Annotated in this window: 16 protein-coding genes; 2 read left to right on the top strand and 14 right to left on the bottom strand. The window is 67.9% G+C overall.

The window, feature by feature from the left end; translation table 11 throughout:
• Nucleotides 1–129: 129 nt before the first annotated feature.
• Complete coding sequence (locus tag QH168_RS09490; RefSeq protein WP_280234151.1) at nucleotides 130–414, bottom strand: glutaredoxin family protein; 285 nt, start codon at nucleotides 412–414, stop codon at nucleotides 130–132.
• Nucleotides 415–791: 377 nt separating this feature from the next.
• Between QH168_RS09490 and QH168_RS09485 the strand changes: the two genes are divergently transcribed.
• Entirely contained in the window at nucleotides 792–1,748 is a 957-nt protein-coding gene (locus QH168_RS09485) for an HAD family hydrolase (RefSeq protein WP_280234276.1), read from the top strand.
• 152 nt (nucleotides 1,749–1,900) lie between these two features.
• Here QH168_RS09485 and QH168_RS09480 read toward each other — a convergent pair whose 3' ends face one another.
• The 9 genes from QH168_RS09480 to QH168_RS09440 all read right to left on the bottom strand — a co-directional run bounded on the left by QH168_RS09480 (nucleotide 1,901) and on the right by QH168_RS09440 (nucleotide 10,832).
• Complete coding sequence (locus tag QH168_RS09480; protein ID WP_280234150.1) at nucleotides 1,901–2,914, bottom strand: lysophospholipid acyltransferase family protein; 1,014 nt, start codon at nucleotides 2,912–2,914, stop codon at nucleotides 1,901–1,903.
• Nucleotides 2,911–3,957, bottom strand: a complete 1,047-nt coding sequence (locus QH168_RS09475) for an NAD-dependent epimerase/dehydratase family protein (RefSeq protein WP_280234149.1) — start codon at nucleotides 3,955–3,957, stop codon at nucleotides 2,911–2,913. Before QH168_RS09475 ends, QH168_RS09480 begins: the two co-directional genes overlap by 4 nt.
• A 234-nt stretch (nucleotides 3,958–4,191) precedes the next feature.
• Nucleotides 4,192–4,293 carry a 30S ribosomal protein bS22 gene (locus QH168_RS09470; protein ID WP_003402602.1) on the bottom strand — a complete coding sequence of 34 codons (102 nt, stop codon included), beginning with the start codon at nucleotides 4,291–4,293 and terminating at the stop codon, nucleotides 4,192–4,194.
• A 185-nt stretch (nucleotides 4,294–4,478) separates the two neighbouring features.
• Nucleotides 4,479–4,724: a helix-turn-helix domain-containing protein gene (locus QH168_RS09465; protein WP_036540611.1), complete on the bottom strand. Its 246-nt coding sequence runs from the start codon at nucleotides 4,722–4,724 to the stop codon at nucleotides 4,479–4,481.
• Between the two features lie 144 nt (nucleotides 4,725–4,868).
• Entirely contained in the window at nucleotides 4,869–5,687 is an 819-nt protein-coding gene (gene proC, locus QH168_RS09460) for a pyrroline-5-carboxylate reductase (RefSeq protein ID WP_280234148.1), read from the bottom strand.
• Between the two features lie 88 nt (nucleotides 5,688–5,775).
• Nucleotides 5,776–6,669: a thioesterase family protein gene (locus QH168_RS09455; protein WP_280234147.1), complete on the bottom strand. Its 894-nt coding sequence runs from the start codon at nucleotides 6,667–6,669 to the stop codon at nucleotides 5,776–5,778.
• A gap of 86 nt (nucleotides 6,670–6,755) precedes the next feature.
• Nucleotides 6,756–7,688: a sugar phosphate isomerase/epimerase family protein gene (locus tag QH168_RS09450; RefSeq protein WP_432421069.1), complete on the bottom strand. Its 933-nt coding sequence runs from the start codon at nucleotides 7,686–7,688 to the stop codon at nucleotides 6,756–6,758.
• A 46-nt stretch (nucleotides 7,689–7,734) separates the two neighbouring features.
• On the bottom strand, nucleotides 7,735–9,804 hold the full coding sequence (locus QH168_RS09445; RefSeq protein ID WP_280234146.1) for a hypothetical protein: 2,070 nt from the start codon (nucleotides 9,802–9,804) through the stop codon (nucleotides 7,735–7,737).
• Nucleotides 9,801–10,832, bottom strand: a complete 1,032-nt coding sequence (locus QH168_RS09440; protein WP_280234145.1) for a Ppx/GppA phosphatase family protein — start codon at nucleotides 10,830–10,832, stop codon at nucleotides 9,801–9,803. Before QH168_RS09440 ends, QH168_RS09445 begins: the two co-directional genes overlap by 4 nt.
• Before the next feature lie 154 nt (nucleotides 10,833–10,986).
• Here QH168_RS09440 and QH168_RS09435 point away from each other — a divergent pair, with 154 nt between their 5' ends.
• Nucleotides 10,987–11,814: a hypothetical protein gene (locus QH168_RS09435; RefSeq protein ID WP_280234274.1), complete on the top strand. Its 828-nt coding sequence runs from the start codon at nucleotides 10,987–10,989 to the stop codon at nucleotides 11,812–11,814.
• Nucleotides 11,815–11,851: 37 nt separating this feature from the next.
• On the opposite strand, the gene QH168_RS09430 is transcribed toward QH168_RS09435, so the two are convergent.
• The 4 genes from QH168_RS09430 to QH168_RS09415 form a co-directional block, all read right to left on the bottom strand.
• On the bottom strand, nucleotides 11,852–12,541 hold the full coding sequence (locus QH168_RS09430) for a response regulator transcription factor (protein ID WP_280234144.1): 690 nt from the start codon (nucleotides 12,539–12,541) through the stop codon (nucleotides 11,852–11,854).
• Complete coding sequence (locus QH168_RS09425) at nucleotides 12,538–13,773, bottom strand: sensor histidine kinase (RefSeq protein ID WP_280234143.1); 1,236 nt, start codon at nucleotides 13,771–13,773, stop codon at nucleotides 12,538–12,540. The genes QH168_RS09430 and QH168_RS09425 overlap by 4 nt, the downstream gene beginning before the upstream one ends.
• 353 nt (nucleotides 13,774–14,126) lie before the next feature.
• Nucleotides 14,127–16,175, bottom strand: coding sequence for a CocE/NonD family hydrolase (locus tag QH168_RS09420; protein WP_280234142.1), 2,049 nt, complete (start codon nucleotides 16,173–16,175; stop codon nucleotides 14,127–14,129).
• A gap of 299 nt (nucleotides 16,176–16,474) precedes the next feature.
• Nucleotides 16,475–17,212, bottom strand: a complete 738-nt coding sequence (locus QH168_RS09415) for a phosphoglyceromutase (RefSeq protein WP_280234141.1) — start codon at nucleotides 17,210–17,212, stop codon at nucleotides 16,475–16,477.
• Between the last annotated feature and the right edge of the window lie 220 nt (nucleotides 17,213–17,432).

The raw sequence follows: 17,432 nt of genomic DNA, 5'->3' as shown, positions 1-17,432 counted from the left end.
AAGCTCTCGAGAATCCTCGGCCCGCGGGTCGCGTGCCACCACCGTAACCGCTTGTGAAGCCCTGCACAAAGTCGGTGAAATTGGCCTCATTTTCCCCCGCGACCAGCGCAGCGCCGCCCGACGCGCCGATCAACGGCTCAGGTCGGCCCGCAATCGCGCTTCGTCGACGTCGAAATAGCTGTGCTCACGACCGTTGAGCAGCACCACAGGAAGCCGGTCGCCGTATTCCGCGCGCAGGCCAGGGTCGGTGGCAGCGGCGGCGTCGACGTCGACGACGGCCACCTCGATACCGAAATCGGCGCAGATGAGGCGCAGCTGTTCGAGTGCGATACCGCACATTCCGCAACCCGCCCTGGTCAGCAGGGTCACCTCCGGACGCGCACCGGATCCGGCACTTTCTGTGGGATTGGTCATGGACGTTATTAAATCCCCTCGCCACGCGAGTGCCGCTGCGCACGGTCCTGGGGTCTGGCGGGCGGAATCCGGTTACTGTTGGACGTGGCTTGCGCCTGGCAGGTCACGGCCGGGCGGCAGTGGAATCTGTCACCGCACGGGCCCGGTCAGGCGCGATCCAACACGGCGGTCGAGCCGACGGGACCAGAGGCCCCTCCGACTCGACAGCGGTCGAGCGACGGGCCCGGAGGAGGCAGCTTGCGTAACCACGCAGGGCACCGGGAGACCGCAAATTCGGCAGAGCGCGACGGGCGGAGGTACTGGTGCCGGAACGATCGAGGGTGGCGAGGACCGGATTCATCGCTGGACGGTTCGGCGAGTTCCCGGCGCGATGGAACCTGGGCCCACTCGGCCAGGGCCTGACCGATCAGCTCGCCCGCATCTCGCGCAGCCCGTTCGGCCCGAGCGAGGAGGAGCTGCGGGCCAATCTGGCTGGTGAGGCCAGTGCCGATGCGGCGCTGGCGCTCCACGACGCGGAGCTGGCGTCGGCCGCCGATGAGGAGACCGAGGGGCCGGAGGTTCCCCGCGATCTGACGGCGGCGGCGTTCTTCGATGTCGACAACACCATGGTGCAGGGCGCCTCGATCGTGCATTTCGCTCGCGGTCTGGCTGCCCGCAAATACTTCAAGACCTCCGATCTGGTCGATATCGCCTGGAAGCAGGTGAAGTTCCGGGTCACGGGCAAGGAGAACAGCACCGATATGGCCTCGGGTAAGGAGAAGGCGCTGGAATTCATCGCCGGCCGCCCGACCGCCGAACTGGCCGCGCTCGGTGAGGAGATCTACGACGAGATCATCGCCGACAAGATCTGGCCGGGCACCCGCGCACTCGCCCAGATGCATCTGGACGCGGGCCAGCAGGTGTGGCTGGTCACCGCGACGCCGGTGGAGCTGGCGCAGGTGATCGCCAAACGTCTCGGGCTCACCGGCGCGCTCGGCACGGTGGCCGAAAGCGTGGACGGCAAGTTCACCGGACGCCTGGTCGGCGACATTCTGCACGGGCTCGGCAAGGCGCATGCCGTGCGCACGCTCGCCATCCGTGAGGGCCTGAACCTCAAGCGCTGCACCGCCTATTCCGACAGCCATAACGATGTGCCGATGCTGTCGCTGGTCGGTACGGCCGTCGCGATCAATCCCGATTCGGATCTGCGTGAGGTCGCCAAGAACCGCGGCTGGGAGATCCGCGATTTCCGCACCGGCCGTAAGGCCGCCAAGATCGGCGTGCCGACCGCATTGGCCGTCGGCGCGGCCGGTGGAGCCGTGGCGGCGGCGATCACCCGACGCCGTAGTGTCTGATTGCCGCTGGCGTGGCGTGTTCGCAGCCCTCTGGTGGCTTGTGCTTCCGGGCCATTGTTCACCTTCGGCATGCGCAACCGCCCCGGAAATCCACCAGCCGGGCCGCGAACGGGCTCCTCGAGGCCGCCCTGTCCAGCGGGCAGGTGTGCGCTCTACCCCGTAAACGGGTTGCGGCGCTTGGTGAGCAGTTTGTAGAGGGTCTGCTGGATGGTTTCGCGGACCTGGTCGGTGACCTCGAACATCGTCATCGGATCGTCGGCGGCCTCGGGCTCGTAGCCGGTGGTGGCGATCGGCTTGCCGAATTCGATGTACCACTTCGACGGCAGTGGCACCGCGCCGAGCGGGCCGAGGTGCGGGAAGGTCGGCGTCACCGGGAAATAGGGCAAGCCGAGTAGTCGGGCCAGCGGCTTGATATCGGCGAGCTTGGGGTAGATCTCCTCGGATCCGACGATCGAGCACGGGATGATCGGCACCCCGGTGCGCACCGCCGCCGCGACGAATCCGCCGCGACCGAAGCGCTGCAATTTGTACCGGTCGGCATACTGCTTGCCGACGCCCTTGAAGCCTTCGGGGAACACACCGGTCAGCTCACCGGAGCGCAATAGTCGCTCGGCGTCCGGGCGGCAGGCGAGGGTGTGTCCGGCCTTGCGGGCAAGCACGCCGAGCACCGGCGTCTCGAACACCAGATCGGCGGCCAGCAGGCGTAGTGCGCGCTGTTTGGGGTGATGGTCGTGGATGGCGAGCTGGAGCATGAGCCCGTCCAGCGGAACGGTGCCCGCGTGGTTGGACACGATCAGCGCGCCACCGACCTCCGGAATGTTCTCCATCCCGCTCACCTGCACCCGGAACCAGAAATCCGAGAGCGGGCGCAGTGCGGGCAGTATCACCGATTCGAGCAGATGCTCGTCGAAGCCGAATTCGTCGACCTGATAGTCGCCGGTCAGCCTACGGCGGGCGAATTCGGCGGTCTTGCTGATCTGCGTGCCGAGCGCTCCGCGCACCAGCTGCGCCAGCGATTGCGGTGCGGCGGGCGCGGCGGCGGCCAGCCGTTCGGTCAATGAGGTGACGGCGGGGACCGCGGTGCTCCAGTCCCGTGGCGGCGCGGACCGCGGGCGCGGTTCCACGGCGAGATCGTGCAGCTGAATCACTTTCGCTACATCGTTCATGTATGTGCTCCCGTACCGGCCTTTACCAGGCCGAGCAGTTTGTTTTCCGCGGCATCGATCCAGGTGGGATCGATAATGGGCCGCAGCGCTGCGCCCCCGATGAAGTCGTCGAACGCCTGCACCGTCGTCCAGCGCGGCTCGAATCCGAGCTCGGTGCGCATACGCGTGGTGTCCAGGCCACAACCGAAATGGAAGTAGTCGAGCTGTTCAGCGCTGAAATCGCGCATCACCGGACCCATGAGGGTGCGGCCGATGGTGCGGAAGAGCCCCCACGGGACCGGCATAGCGACCCGGCCCGCACGGCGAACCGCTTGCGACAGCGCCAGAGCCCCGTCGCCCGCGATATTGAACGTGCCGCCCGGTGCACCGAGTGCCGCATGCACCAGGGCGGCGACCGCGTCTTCTTCGTGCAACAACTGCATACGTGCGTCACGACCGAGCACGGTCGGCGTGAGTGGTGAACGCAGGAACTGTGCGCCGCGCCCGGCCAGCCGTGGCCCGACGATCGGCGCGAAACGCAGGATCGGCGCGGCGATATCGGGACGGCGCCGGGCCAGTCCGCGCACGAAACCTTCGATCTCGATCATGTCGCGGGCGAACGCGCCGCTCGGCGGCGTGCGCGCGCCCATCTCCTCGGTGAATTTGGCCGGATCCTTCGCGCTGCCGCCGTACACGGCAGACGAGGAACGCAGCACGACCCGCCGCACCGCAGGAGCCTTCTGGCACACCGCGAACAACTGCATGGCGCCGAGAACGTTGAGATCCTTCATGGCGGCGCGGCTACCGCCCGCGGTGGGATGGGAGAGCACCGCGGTGTGCACGACGGTGTCGACCTCGTTGCCCGCGACCACCTTGCGGATCAACGGATTACGAATATCGGCGCGGATGAATTCGGCCCGGCCCATACGCCTGCGCAGTTCCGGGCTCGGGGTGAGTGAATCCACCGCGATGACGCGCGAGATCCGCTCGTCCTTGGCCAGACGAGAGACCACGTTGCCGCCGAAGAACCTGGCCGCGCCGGTCACCATCACCACGTCGGGCAATCGTGCGCCCCTACTAGCCTCAACGTCCATACGCACCGGGCCGTCCCACCTTCGAGCCCCCTCGGTTTTATTCCCGTTCCAGACTAACTGCTGCCCTACCCGCTGCCGGGAGATTTAACCGGCTTCTAACGATGACTTCAGTCACCGGAAACACGCCAGGTTTCAAATCTCGGTATTTCAAAATGAAGGACCCGCCACCTGACAGGTGACGGGCCCTTCTGCTGTCATCAGTGCTTACTTGCCGAGTTTGCGCCGCTGCACGCGGGTACGACGAAGCAGCTTGCGGTGCTTCTTCTTCGACATGCGCTTACGGCGCTTCTTGATCACAGAACCCATAGGGTGTTCCTCGCGTTCTCTCTACTCGGCGCGCACGCACTCACGTACGCCAACTGTCCGGTCGCTCGGCAAGCCTCACTCCCAATGTTCGCGCCACCTGGGCCACGAACATGCGGTAGCCGCGGTGCGTGAACACGAACCGAGGGTCCATCGTACCGGCCCGGACACAGGCGCCGGTAATCGACTCATCCCGCGTCGAAGTAGGACGTCTCGAGATATTCGTGCACCGCTTTGGCATGCACCCGGAACGACCGGCCGACGCGTACCGCGGGTAGTTCACCCGAGTGCACCAGCCGATACACCGTCATTTTCGACACCCGCATCAGATTTGCTACCTCGGCGACAGTGAGGAACTGGGTTCCTCCACCGAGCACGGGTTGTCCCTGTGGCGAACCGCCACCACTTGGAGACATCTTGTTCGAAGACATCATCGCACCACTGACCTCCGGCACGTCCGCGCCGCCGGCTTCCCCACCGGCGGAACAGACACGCACGTGCTCCTTGAAGCTTAGCGGGACCAGTGGGATTGCTGCGACGGGAGTGAGAAATCGGTTCGTATGCTGGGAATGTGCTGGCTACTCCGCGGCCATGCCCTGTTCCATCGACCGATGCTTGGCCGCGTGCAGGGCTTCGAGGAACGCCGAACGCACACCGCCGCGCTCCAGTTCGCGCAGCGCCGCAGCCGTGGTTCCGGCCGGTGAGGTGACCGCCGCGCGCAGATCGGCGGCATGCTGACCGGATTCCTCGAGCAGGGCCGCCGAGCCGACCATGGTCTGCACCACCAACTGGGTGGCGACGTCGCGAGTCAGGCCGAGGCCGACGCCCGCGTCCACCATCGCCTCGACGACAAGGAAGAAGTACGCGGGCCCGGAACCAGATACCGCGGTCACGGCGTCCATCTGCGTCTCCGGGACCACCGCGACCTTGCCGACGGCGCCGAGCACATCGGAGACCAGATCGAGCTGGTCGGCCTTGGCGTAGCGGCCGGGCGCGACGACGCTCATACCCTGTCCGACGAGCATCGGGGTATTCGGCATCACCCGTACCACCGGGAATCCGGCGGGTAGCTTGTTCTCCAGCCGTGCGGTCGGCACGCCAGCGGCCAGCGAGACCAGCACCTGATCGCGATCGCCGCCGAGTTCGGCCTTACCGAGGTCGACCAGCACCGAATCGATATCGCCCGGTTTGACCGCGACGACGAGCAGATCCGCGCCGACGGCCGCATCGGTCACCGAATCGGTCACCCGGATCCCGAACCGGTCGGCGAGCACCTCGGCCCGATCCGCGTGGGTCTCCACGACCACCAGATCCTTGACGGCCCGCCCGGACTCGAGCAACCCCGCGATCAACGCTTCGCCGATCCGCCCGCCACCGATCACAGCAATTCTGGTCATGAGCCATAAGGCTAGACGGCCGACGAGACGTACTGCCAACAGTCCGGCCGCGGACGGCATGGACCGGTCGCGACGAGCGCCTGCGCCGCTACCGGCGTGGAGTCGGCATCAGGGCGAGCTGGCGGCTCTGCGCCACCACCGCGCCCGTGGCATCGATGACGAGCTGATCCTCGTCGAACATCCGGCCGCCGACCTCGTGTGTGGTGGCGATGATGCGCAGCCAGCCCGGCGCGGGCCTGCGGCGCAGATAGGTGGTCATCTGCACGGTCGGCGCCCAGCCGAAGGTGCCGAGGTTCGCCGGGACCGGTGGGCTCATATCGGCGGCCATCATGGCGAAGTACATCGATACGTCCGGGTCGTTCTGATCGCCCTCGCGCGGGCGCATCCACAGCCGCAGTCGCGGTTCGCCGGTTTCTCCCGCGAGGAACCTGGCCCATTCGCCGTCGATGCACAGATCCGCGCCCTGTGCGACGTGCACGATCCGGCCCATCGACGAATCCGGGTCGTACGAGATGGCGGTGGCGCCGGGCTCGGCGGGCATATCGGTGTGCGACGGGGCGTAGGCGGGTGGGGTCTCGGCGTCGTCGAGATGACCGAAGGTGAACGCGGTGCGCACCATGGCCCGCCCGCCCTGACTCAGCGTCGCGTCGAGCAGACAGATCTGGCGACCGACCTTGCGCACGCTCACCTCGTACTCCACCGCGCCGGGCTCCGGGGCGCCGAGGAAATCGGAACTCGCGGCGATGGGCGCCATGGCGGTGCGTTCGGGGTCGACGGTGCGCAGCCAGCTGGTCGCGGCGGCCGCCGACGCGGCGACCATGGTGCCGCCGTGCACCTTGGGGCCGATCGTCCAGATCGGGTCGATGGTGCCGGCGTAGCGCCCCGTGTCCTGATCGGTGGTGGTGAGTTCGGTGAGCGCACACACCTGGCCGAAGGGGGCGGCGGTGGCCTGATCGGGATCGGCGGTCAGATCCGTCGTCATCATCACTCCTGTCGTGCGGCCTCGTCGTTCGTACAGCGTACAAGTCGGTACCGGCACATCGATATTCCCCCACAAAGAGGAACTGATCAGACGGATTCGCTGCGCGGCGACTTCGGCGCTGGCGTGGGGAGCCCGTTGAGATGTTCACGGGCGAAGGCCAGCGTCCGGCCGAGCATGGCCGCCCGGTCGGCGGTGGTTCGCGCGTTCTGGGTGTTGATCTCGGCGACGGCGTGACCGGAGAACCCGGATTCCACCAGCGCGGCACACACTTCCACGCACGGCTGCGTCCCGTCGCCGGGAACCAGATGCTCATCGTGGGCCGCGCCACGTCCGTCGGCCAGATGCAGATGCGCGAGGCCGGGCCCCATGCGCGCGGCCAGCGCGAGCGGATCGGCGCCCGCTGTCGCGGTATGCGAGAGATCGAGGGTGTAGTGCTGGAAGCCGGTGTCGGTCGGATCGTAGGACGGGCTGAACGCGGTCAGGGCGAGTCCGGGACCACCACGCCGTTCCAAGCGCTTTGCGGCACCGCCACGGCGGCCGAACAGGGTGTCGGCGCGCATGGCGAACATGTTCTCCACCGCGACCACCACGGAGCTGTCGGCCTCCAGCTCGGCCACCTGTGCGGGAAAGTTCTCGGCATAGCGGCGCTGCCAGCGAAACGGCGGATGCACCACGACGGTGTCGGCGCCGAGCGCCTCCGCGGTGCGGACACTGCGCTCCAATTTGGCCACCGGGTCCGGGCCCCATACACGCTGGGAGATGAGCAGGCAGGGCGCGTGCACGGCGAGTACCGGCGTGCCGTACTTGCGGACATAGGCCTGCACGGTGGCGATGCTCTGGCTGGCCGGTTCGGCCCAGACCATCAATTCGACGCCGTCATAACCCAATTCGGCGGCATAGCGGAAGGCTGCCTCGGTGTTCTGCGGATACACCGAAGCCGTGGACAGACCGACGCGGATCCGGCCGCGTTCGGGCGCGGCATCGGAGTCCCCCGCCGCGCCCGTATGGCCCGGCACCACGCTGGTCTCGTCCGCCTGCCCGATATTCCCCACAGCCGCTCCCTACTCAGTTCGTACTGAGAAGAAAGGCTAGCGGGCCGAGCGTCACAAAGATGCCGACGACGACGGCGATCACAGTGCTGAGGATGTCGTCGGTGCGCCGCAGGATCCGCACCAGCGCGACGAGGCCGAGGATCACGACCATGGCCAGCGCGAGCGCCACCCAGGGCAGCATCTCCCACATCCGCTCGAAACCCTTGAACAGCAACATGCCCGCGACCGCCGCGCCCGCGCTCTGGCCGCCGAGGATCATCCACTGCCGTTTGTTGGCATCGTGCTCGGCCTTGCGGGCGCTGCGCGAACCGCGGGCCGCCGCTACCGCACCGGCGGAGGCGGTCGCGCCGGTGGTGGAACTCTTACCGAGCGTCGTGGCTCTACCGAGCGTCGCGGCCTTCGCACCGGCGAGGGTTTTCACCTTGCCGAGAGCGCCCGCCTTGCGTCGGAGTGAGCTCGACGTGCGGCTCAGGGCCGCGGTGCGGCGACCCCAGGACGATTCGGCCTCGTCGTCGTCCTCGTCATCGAGGTCGTCGTCGAGCAGGTCATCGTCGTCGTAGAAGTCGTCGGCCTCGTCGTCCAGATCGTCGTCGGCGGGGGCGACCGGACGGTAGACGTCGGTGCGCTGATCATCGGGCTCGGCGACGGCCGCGCGGCCGCGACCCTTACGGTCTGCCTCGGCCCGTTCGACGCCGTCGCGCAGCAGATCGCCCGCCACGGTCTGACCGGAAACCAGCTGCTGGTCCTGACTGGCCAGCGACCATGCGGCCGTCGGAATACCGCCGGTCTCCGGCCCGGAGCCGGGGCGATGCCTGCGCGCCGACCAGGCCGGCAAACCGTTCTCGCCCTGCGCCTCCCGTCGGCGCGGCAGTTCGGGACGGGTATCGCGGGCGGGTGGTTCGGGTGCCGCTGTGGGGCCCGGTGCGAAACCGTTGGCGGTCGGTGACCAGGTGACCGTCGCCGGGCCCTGTTCGGCGGGCGACTGCGGTGTCGGGGAGTAGCCGTTGACCGGCGGAGGGGTCCAGGCCGCCGTCGCCGGGCCAGGGTCGGGACGGTTCGGCGGGGCGGGCGGGCCGATCTGCTCGGTGGGCTGCCACTGCTGCTGTGGAGTTGGCCCGAAACCGTTCACCGGCGGGGTCCATGGGGGCGGAGCGTCCGGTCGTGCGCCTCTGGATCGGGTAGCGGGGGCGCGGGACGCGGTTTCCGCATCTGCTGCGGCGCGGGTTCGGGCTGCGGCTCGAGCTCGAGCTGCTGCCTCGGCTTGTGCCGCGGCCTCCGCTTGGGCTGCGGCTTCGGCGGCGGCCCGAGCCTCGGCGGCGGCCTGGGCTTGCGCAGCGGCTTGCGCTTGTGCGGCAGCCTGGGCGTCGGCGGCGACCTCGGCTTCGGCCTGCGCCTCGGCGGCTTCGGCTGCCCTGCGGCGTGCTGCGCGGCCGCTGACCGAACTGTCCCGACCGTTGGAGGTCTCGGGGACCGGCTGCCAGCTGCGGCGCATCGGGTCGGTGGCATTGGGTACGGCCGGTGCCTGCGGTTCGGCGTCGTACTCGTCGTCGGGGTCGGCGCGCCTGCGGCGGCGTCCGGCCCGGCCGGAACCGGCAGCGTCGCCGGTCGGCAGCGGCTGACCGGCGACAACGGGGCCCGCCTCGGACTCCGGGGCGCTGTGGCGCGATCGGCGCCGCGGTTCGGTGTCGGTGTCACCGGCGAGCGGATCGAATCGGGTGATCGGGCCGGACATGGGCGACAACGCCTGGTCCGGCTCGTAGGAGGTCGGGGATTCGTAGGAAGGAGCCGAGAAGTGGGCGGGCGCCGAAGCGGATCCGTATCCGTTCGCGCCATACGATCCGTTGACGCCGTTGACGCCGTGCGCACCACCGGACGCGGGTGCTTCCGGTTCGGCCGCGTCCTCGTCGGGCGCCGAATGTGCGGAACGTCCACCATCGATCACCGGCAGATCGCCGGTCAGTTCGGCGACCGAGAGGCCGCGTCCGCCCCGGCGGCGGCGTCCGCCGCCGGACGAGGCCGCGCCCTGCTGGCCGTTACGAGCCAGCAGTTCGGCGACCGATAGCTGTTTGGAATCCTCACTCATGAAGGCACCGTTTCGATCGGGCCCGCCGACGTCGCGCCGCCGGGTGCTGGCGCGCTGCTGTCGGCGGCCGTACCCGGTGCGCGCGTGACAAGCGGTCCACCGTTCATATCGGTATCCAGTTTGCGCAGGATCAGTCCCTCCCGCAGCGCCCACGGACAAATTTCGATGCTGTCCAGCGATAGAGCCCGCATACTCGCCTCCGCGACCAGTGCACCGGCCACCAATTGCTGGGACCGGTCCGAACTCACGCCCTCCAGCTCCGCCCGGTCCGAGGCGGTCATCCTGGAGATGAAGCCGATCAATTGACGAAGACCTGAGCTGGTGAGTGTACGACGCACCCGCGGCCCCGCGCCCGACGGCGCCGCCCCGGTGAGGCGCGCCAGCGAACGGAACGTCTTCGAGGTGCCGACGGCCAGATCGGGTTTACCCGCATCGATCACCTGTTTGGCGGGGGCGACCAGTTCCGCGTCCAGCCAGTCGCGCAGTACCGCGACCCGGCGCTTGCCCGGCGGGTCCTCGTGCAGCCATTCCCTGGTCAGCCTGCCCGCGCCGAGCTGCAATGACAGCGCGATGTCCGGGTCTTCGTCGCCGCCGTTGGTCAGTTCCAGTGAGCCGCCGCCGATATCGAGGTTGAGGATGCGGCCCGCACTCCAGCCGTACCAGCGGCGGACCGCGAGGAAGGTGAGCCGGGCTTCATCCTCGCCGGACAGCACGCGCAGATCGACGCCCGCCTCCGAGCGCACCCGCGCGAGCACCTCATCGGAATTGGTGGCGTCGCGCACCGCGGAGGTGGCGAACGGCATCAGCTCGACGCAGCGCGACGTCTCGGCGATGCTGGCGAATTCCTTGACCGTCTCGATCAGCCGCTGCGCACCGGCCGGAGTGAGTTTGCCCTGGTCATCCATGTTTTCCGACAGCCGCAACGTTGCTTTCGTCGAACTCATCGGCATCGGATGGCCACCCCGATGCGCGTCCACCACCAGTAGGTGAACGGTATTGCTGCCCACATCGAGTACCCCGAGACGCACATGAACACGGTACTCGTGGTCGCGCGAGGTGGCCGGGGCGGTGGCGCACCGGTGGAGGCGAGCTTCAGGTCAGGCGACCGAACTGTTAGCGTCGACAGGTGTGACGGCAGGCGCAGCGGCAACCGGCCAGACCCGGCCGCGACCAGCGGGAAAGATGGACCCGACCCCCGAAGTCGACCTCGATTTCCCGCGTGAGTGGATCGAATTCGTCGATCCGGCAAACGACGAGCATCTCATCGTCGCCGACCTCACCTGGCTACTGTCGCGGTGGACGTGCGTGTTCGGCACGCCCGCCTGCCAAGGCATCCTCGACGACCGACCCGATGACGGCTGCTGCTCCCATGGCGCCTTCCTCGCCGACACCGACGATCGCAAGCGCCTGCAAAAGGCTGTGAAAATGCTCACACCCGAGGATTGGCAGCTGATGGACCAGGCCCGCAACGACGAGGGCAAGGTCACCAAGAAGGGCTATCTGGAACTCGACGACCTCGAAGACGAGCCCGCCCTGCGCACCCGTCGCTACGACGGCGCCTGCATCTTCCTCAATCGTCCCGGCTTCGAGGGCGGGGTCGGCTGCGCGCTGCACACCATGGCGCTGCGCCGCGATATCGAACCGCTCGAGGTGAAACCGGACGTGTGCTGGCAGCTGCCGATCCGGCGCACCCAGGACTGGGTGGATCGCCCCGACGGCGTGCAGATCCTGCGCACCGTGATCACCGAATACGACCGCCGCGGCTGGGGCCCCGGCGGTGTCGACCTGCACTGGTACTGCTCGGGCTCACCGGACGCGCATGTCGGCGCCCGACCGGTCTGGCAGTCCTACGGCCCCGAACTGACCGAACTGCTCGGCAAGCCCGCCTACGACGAACTGGCTCGACACTGTCGCCGCCGCGCCGGACTCGGGCTGATCGCCGTACACCCGGCCACCGTGCACGCCGACCGCATGCGCACCGACCCGCCCGCGACCGAACAGTCCGCGTAAAGCCCGAGCCCGTTCGGTCGCTACCGGGCGCCCGCGCTCAGGCCTCGAGCTTGTAGCCCAGCCCGCGCACCGTCACCAGGTGTTCCGGCCGGGCCGGGTCGGCTTCGATCTTCGAGCGCAGCCGCTTGACGTGCACATCGAGGGTTTTGGTGTCTCCCACGTAGTCTGCGCCCCAGACCCGGTCGATCAGCTGGCCGCGGGTCAGCACCCGGCCGGAGTTGCGCAGCAGGTATTCGAGCAGGTCGAACTCCTTGAGCGGCAGCGTGACCGGTTTGCCGTTCACCAGCACGGTGTGCCGGTCGACGTCCATGCGCACCGGGCCCGCCTCGAGCACGCCGTTCTCGTTACCGCCGTCGAGTTCGTCACCGGCGCCGCGGCGCAGCACGGCCCGGATGCGGGCGATGAGTTCACGCGCCGAATACGGTTTGGTGACGTAATCGTCGGCGCCGAGTTCCAGGCCGACCACCTTGTCGATCTCGCTGTCGCGTGCGGTCACCATGATCACCGGCACGCCGCTGCGGGTGCGCAGTTGCTTGCATACGTCGGTGCCGCTCATACCGGGCAGCATCAGGTCGAGCAGCACGATATCGGCACCGGACCGGTCGAACTCGGCGAGCGCGGACGGGCCGTCACCGACGACGGTGACCTCGAAGCCCTCCTTCTTGAGCAGGAAGGCGAGCGGGTCGGCCAGCGACTCCTCATCCTCGACGATCAACACACTCGTCATCTGCGTGCCTCCACACCATTGGTTCGGCCCGGCGCTGTTGGACGCGGGCTGGTTTCCTTCTTGCTCATCACCACGCCGCCGGATTCTTCTTCTCCGTCGGTCTCGTGATGTGCCGGTATACGCAGGGTGAAAGTCGAGCCGGTGCCCAACTTGCTCCACAGCGTGATCTCACCGTTGTGGTTGGCGGCCACGTGTTTGACGATAGCCAGCCCGAGGCCGGTGCCGCCGGTCGAGCGCGAGCGCGCCTTGTCCGAGCGGAAGAATCGTTCGAACACCCGCTCCTGGTCTTCTTTGGCGATGCCGATACCGCGATCGGTCACCGCCATGGCGACGTGCTCACCGCGCAGCGAGCGGCTCACCGAGACGTGCGATCCGGCCGGTGAATACGCGATGGCGTTCTCGACCAGATTCGACAACGCGGTGACCAGCAGCGTTTCATCGCCGAGCACCTCGAGCCCGCTGGGCCGATCCGTGCTGACGGTGATGCCGGCGGCTTCGGCGGTGGTGCGGGAGCGGTCGACGGCGTGCATCACCACGGTGTCGACGTCGACCACCTCGAGCTGCGGTAGCTTCTCCGCGCCCTGTAGCCGCGACAGCGCGATCAGTTCGGTGACCATCTTGCCGAGCCTGCGCGATTCGCCGAGGACCCGCTCCCCGAAGTGGCGTACGGCGTCCGGATCGTCGGCCGATTCCAGCATCGCCTCGGCGAGCAGGCTCATCGCGCCGACGGGGGTCTTGAGTTCATGGCTGACATTGGCCACGAAATCGCGGCGGGTGGCCTCCATCCGAGCCTGTTCGGAGTCGTCATCGGCGAACAGGACGGTGAAGTTGGTCTCCTCGCGTGACAGCGGCCGCGCCACCCCGCGCACCGCGATGCGGCTGCGGCCGGGCACCGGATGTTTGGCGGTCAGATCGAACTCGGCGGATTCACCGTTGGCCAGCACCTTCTCCACCGCCGCCCAGGCACGCTCGTCGAGCAGCCGGTTGCGGACCAGGCCGAGTTCTTCGGCGCGCGGATTGACCAGCACCACGTCGCGGTATTCGTCCACCACCGCGATACCGCTTTCCGACGCCAGCACGATCAGATCGAGCACCTGCGACATGGTGAGCCCGGATTCGGCCTGCCTGCGGGCGGCTTGCCTGGCGTTCATATACGGGATGAGCAGCCCGCCGATGGCCAGCCCGACAACAGCTGCCAGCACTGCCAGCAGCACGGCCTGGGGAACACTCACACCTTGAATCGTACGGTCGCCAGCTGCGCTCGTGACAGCAGGTCCGGGAAGTTTCACGCAGGTCACAGCCGCTTACGGCGACGTTAGCCAGGCGTTCACTTGCTGTTCGGCCAAAGTGACGCTGCGCCCGAGCGACCCGTGCATGACGGCGTGTCGCCGACCGGCCGCCAGCACCGGCCCCATCGAGGCGAGCAAGGGACGACCGGCCGCGGGCACCGTGCGCTGATCCGGCAGACGAGAGCGGGCCGCGCGAGCGGTGATGCTCGCGCGGCCCGCACAGCCGGGAGCCTGACGGCTCGGCGATTCCCCTCCGTGATCGCCGCGCCCGGCTCGGGCTCGGTCGACGGCCGGGATCACCAGCCGGTGTTACCTCGCACCGGGATGTTGACGAAGCTTGGCCGCTGTGGGTCCAGCTGCACATGCTGGGGCTTCAGACCGGTATCGACGAGCATGGGCAGGATCGGCAGACCCTTGGGGAAGTTGCCCGCGTAGACGTCGACGCGCAGCCGGTGGCCGGGCTGGAGCAGCGCCTCGGTCGCCGGGAGGCCGATATCGAGGGTGGTGGCCTCGCCGGGCACGGTCGGCTTGCGCTTCTCGATCGAGGTGAACGGGCGCGGGTCGGTGTAATCGCCGTTGGCCGAGCGGGTGCTGCCCGCCTCGTCGACCTCACGCAGCGAGGCCATCAGCTGCCCGGACGAGAGCACCGTCGACCGGCCGTCGGGCGCCACATCGTTGACCGTCACCACCCAGTAGCCGTCGGTGGCGTCCTGAACGGTATTGAGCCGCACCGCGATCGGGCCGGAGATGATGGTCGCCTCGGCGACCGGTGCGCTGGTGAAGGTCAGCCCGTTGAGTTCCTGGATACGGGAGTCCTTGGCGCATCCGTCGATCACCGACAGCACACCGGCGCTACCCTGCGCCGCATCGTTGGAGCACAGGCTGGTCAGGCCGGGCGCCACCGTCAGGCGGGCGGTGTCGCCGACGGCGGGGGTCAGCGATCCATCGTGCACGCTCTGCGCGGTACCGCTCGGTGCGGCCGACAGATACATGCGACGGTGTTCGGCCCGCTGATCGGCGGGCGCCGACGTACCGAAACCCTCGCGGGTGACCCAGCCCGCGCCCTGCTGGCGCAGTGTCACCGGGCCGTAGCCGTCGATGCCGTTGTCGACGCCCTTGAGCCACTTGTCGAACCAGGCGCGTTGCAGCACATCCAGGCGCGGCGGCAGACCCGGCTTGCCGTACTCGTTGCCGGAGTTCACGTGATAGGTGTTGCCCATCAACAGCTGTTTCTGCCCCGGCGGCACCGAGATCTTGTTGTAGATCTTGGATTCGGAGTAGGTGAACAGGTCGTGCCAGCCGCCGACCACGAAGGTCGGGATCTCGATCCGCATCGGATCACCGAGCCAGGCTTGGCGTTCCGGGCTGTTGTGGGCGAGCATGCCGTGCAGCCGCGGGTCGATATCGGCGGTGTTCACCTTGGTGTAGGCGTTGAGGAACACGTCGAGGTAAGTCAGCGGGGATGCCTGACGATCGGCCAGCCACTGCTGATCGAAATTGCCGGTGACCAGCGAGGACACATCGGGCACCCATTTCAGCCCGTTGATCGCGGTCAGCCACAGCGGAATGAAGTTGAAGCCGAAGCCGCCGCCGGGCATGAGCACATCGTTGGCCAGATCGCTGCCGGGGACCACCGGGAAGATCGCCTTCAGCGCGGCGGGCTGCTTCTCGGCGGCCTGCACCTGGTTGATGCCGGAGTAGGAGATGCCGTTCATGCCGATCTTGCCGGTCGACCACGGCTGACGCGAGGCCCAGTCGATCACCTCGATGGTGTCGCGCTGCTCCCGATCGCGCAGCATGTCCCAGACACCCTGGGAGAACCCGGTTCCCCGGACGTCGACCACGACCTGCGAGTACCCGCTCTTGATGAGCTGGCGGTCCACGGTGAAGTTGCGCAGCTCGCCACCTGCGAATGCCTTGGTCAGATCGGTGACGCCGGACAGCGGGGTGCCGGTCATATCGATCTGGCGCAGCAGCTCGAACAGCGCGTCCGACAGTCCGGGGATGGACTGGGCATGATCGGCCAGATTCGACACCAACTTGGTGTAGGGCGTCATGTTGACGATGGTCGGCGTCTTGGTGTCGACCGGCCGCCCCGACTCGTCGGCGGGCCGGTAGACGTTGCCTTTCAGCACCGTTCCGTCGTCCATCGTGATGGGCACATCCCATTCGATGTGAATCTTCGGGTACTGCTGGGCTCCGTCGTGGGTGGCGGCCCAGCTCGCGCCCGCCGCGCCACCGTCCGGGCCGGCCACCGCCGGTGCACCGAGCGCGCTCTGTCCCAGTAGGGGAACGAGCAGCACCGTCGACACCAACACCACGACGGCTCGTAAGACGTACTTCATCGGACGTGACCCACCTCTCCACCGGTCAGACGCTCAGCAGCCTACACACCGCTTACCGGGGAGTAATAATCGTCAGTCACTTAATGCGCTCGCGGCCGGTCGCGCGGTGGGTCCGCACGGGCCTGTCGGTGCCGACCGACCCAGACGGATGGTGGTTTTTCGGGCCGAAACACCGGAGTACACCTACGATTTCGCCGAGGGGCGCAGGCCCGGCACTCCGCGCGGCAGTGAAACAACTGCGCCACGCCTCCCCAGTGGAGAGACGCAGCGCAGAGGTCGGGACAGAGGTAGCGAGTGACCTATTTGCCACCCTGGCTCGCCACGGCGGCCGCACCGGCGGCGGCGGCTTCCGGGTCGAGGTATTCGCGCGGACGCACCGGACGCAGGTTCTCGTCGAGTTCGTAGCGCAGCGGGATGCCGGTGGGGATATTGAGACCGGCGATATCGTCATCGGAGATCTGGTCGAGGTGCTTGACCAGGGCACGCAGCGAATTACCGTGCGCGGCGACCAGGACGGTCTTACCCAACAGCAGCTCCTTGGAGATGGTCGACTCCCAGTACGGGATCATCCGGTTCACCACGTCGAGCAGGCATTCGGTCTGCGGGACCTCGATACCGGCGTAGCGCGGGTCGCCGTTCTGGCTGTACTCGTTGTCGGCTTCGATCGGCGGCGGCGGGGTGTCGTAGCTGCGACGCCACAGCATGAACTGGTCCTCGCCGTACTTGTCCCGGATCTGGGCCTTGTTCTTACCCTGCAACGCACCGTAATGGCGCTCGTTGAGCCGCCAGTCGCGCACCACCGGGATCCAGTGGCGGTCGGCGGCGTCGAGCGCGATATTGGCGGTGCTGATCGCGCGACGCAGCAGCGAGGTGTAGACGATATCGGGCGCGATGCCGTGCTCGGCCAGCAGCTCACCGGCCCGCTTGCCCTCGGCGATGCCCTTGTCCGTCAGATGGACGTCCACCCAGCCGGTGAACAGGTTCAGGGCATTCCATTCGCTCTCGCCGTGGCGCAGCAACACGAGGGTGTACGTCATGCGGGCCATCCTGCCATGGTCGGCTTCGCGGCGTGCGTGCACCTCGAGGGGTCGGACCCGCCGGTCGGAGGCACCCATCCGAGTTCGGGCGGATCAGCGAACCGTGCGCCCGATCGTCGGTGTCAGCGTGGCCGAGAACGTCCCGCCACGCGCCGGAGCACGGGCGGGCGGGCTGGTTCCACGCGGTGCGAGAGTCCGATGCGGTCGGGCAGTCAGAGAG

Source organism: Nocardia cyriacigeorgica, from assembly GCF_029868385.1.
Lineage (GTDB): Bacteria > Actinomycetota > Actinomycetes > Mycobacteriales > Mycobacteriaceae > Nocardia > Nocardia cyriacigeorgica_F.
The sequence above is the reverse complement of the archived record's forward strand: the minus strand, read 5'-3'. Positions and strand labels throughout refer to the sequence as shown.

Excerpts from the sequence above, each read along its gene's own strand:
- QH168_RS09490 (WP_280234151.1), bottom strand. The coding sequence starts at position 414 with ATGACCAATCCCACAGAAAGTGCCGGATCCGGTGCGCGTCCGGAGGTG.
- QH168_RS09480 (WP_280234150.1), bottom strand. The coding sequence starts at position 2,914 with ATGAACGATGTAGCGAAAGTGATTCAGCTGCACGATCTCGCCGTGGAA.
- QH168_RS09470 (WP_003402602.1), bottom strand. The coding sequence starts at position 4,293 with ATGGGTTCTGTGATCAAGAAGCGCCGTAAGCGCATGTCGAAGAAGAAG.
- QH168_RS09465 (WP_036540611.1), bottom strand. The coding sequence starts at position 4,724 with ATGATGTCTTCGAACAAGATGTCTCCAAGTGGTGGCGGTTCGCCACAG.
- proC (WP_280234148.1), bottom strand. The coding sequence starts at position 5,687 with ATGACCAGAATTGCTGTGATCGGTGGCGGGCGGATCGGCGAAGCGTTG.
- QH168_RS09455 (WP_280234147.1), bottom strand. The coding sequence starts at position 6,669 with ATGACGACGGATCTGACCGCCGATCCCGATCAGGCCACCGCCGCCCCC.
- QH168_RS09445 (WP_280234146.1), bottom strand. The coding sequence starts at position 9,804 with ATGAGTGAGGATTCCAAACAGCTATCGGTCGCCGAACTGCTGGCTCGT.
- QH168_RS09435 (WP_280234274.1), top strand. The coding sequence starts at position 10,987 with ATGGACCCGACCCCCGAAGTCGACCTCGATTTCCCGCGTGAGTGGATC.
- QH168_RS09430 (WP_280234144.1), bottom strand. The coding sequence starts at position 12,541 with ATGACGAGTGTGTTGATCGTCGAGGATGAGGAGTCGCTGGCCGACCCG.
- QH168_RS09420 (WP_280234142.1), bottom strand. The coding sequence starts at position 16,175 with ATGAAGTACGTCTTACGAGCCGTCGTGGTGTTGGTGTCGACGGTGCTG.
- QH168_RS09415 (WP_280234141.1), bottom strand. The coding sequence starts at position 17,212 with ATGACGTACACCCTCGTGTTGCTGCGCCACGGCGAGAGCGAATGGAAT.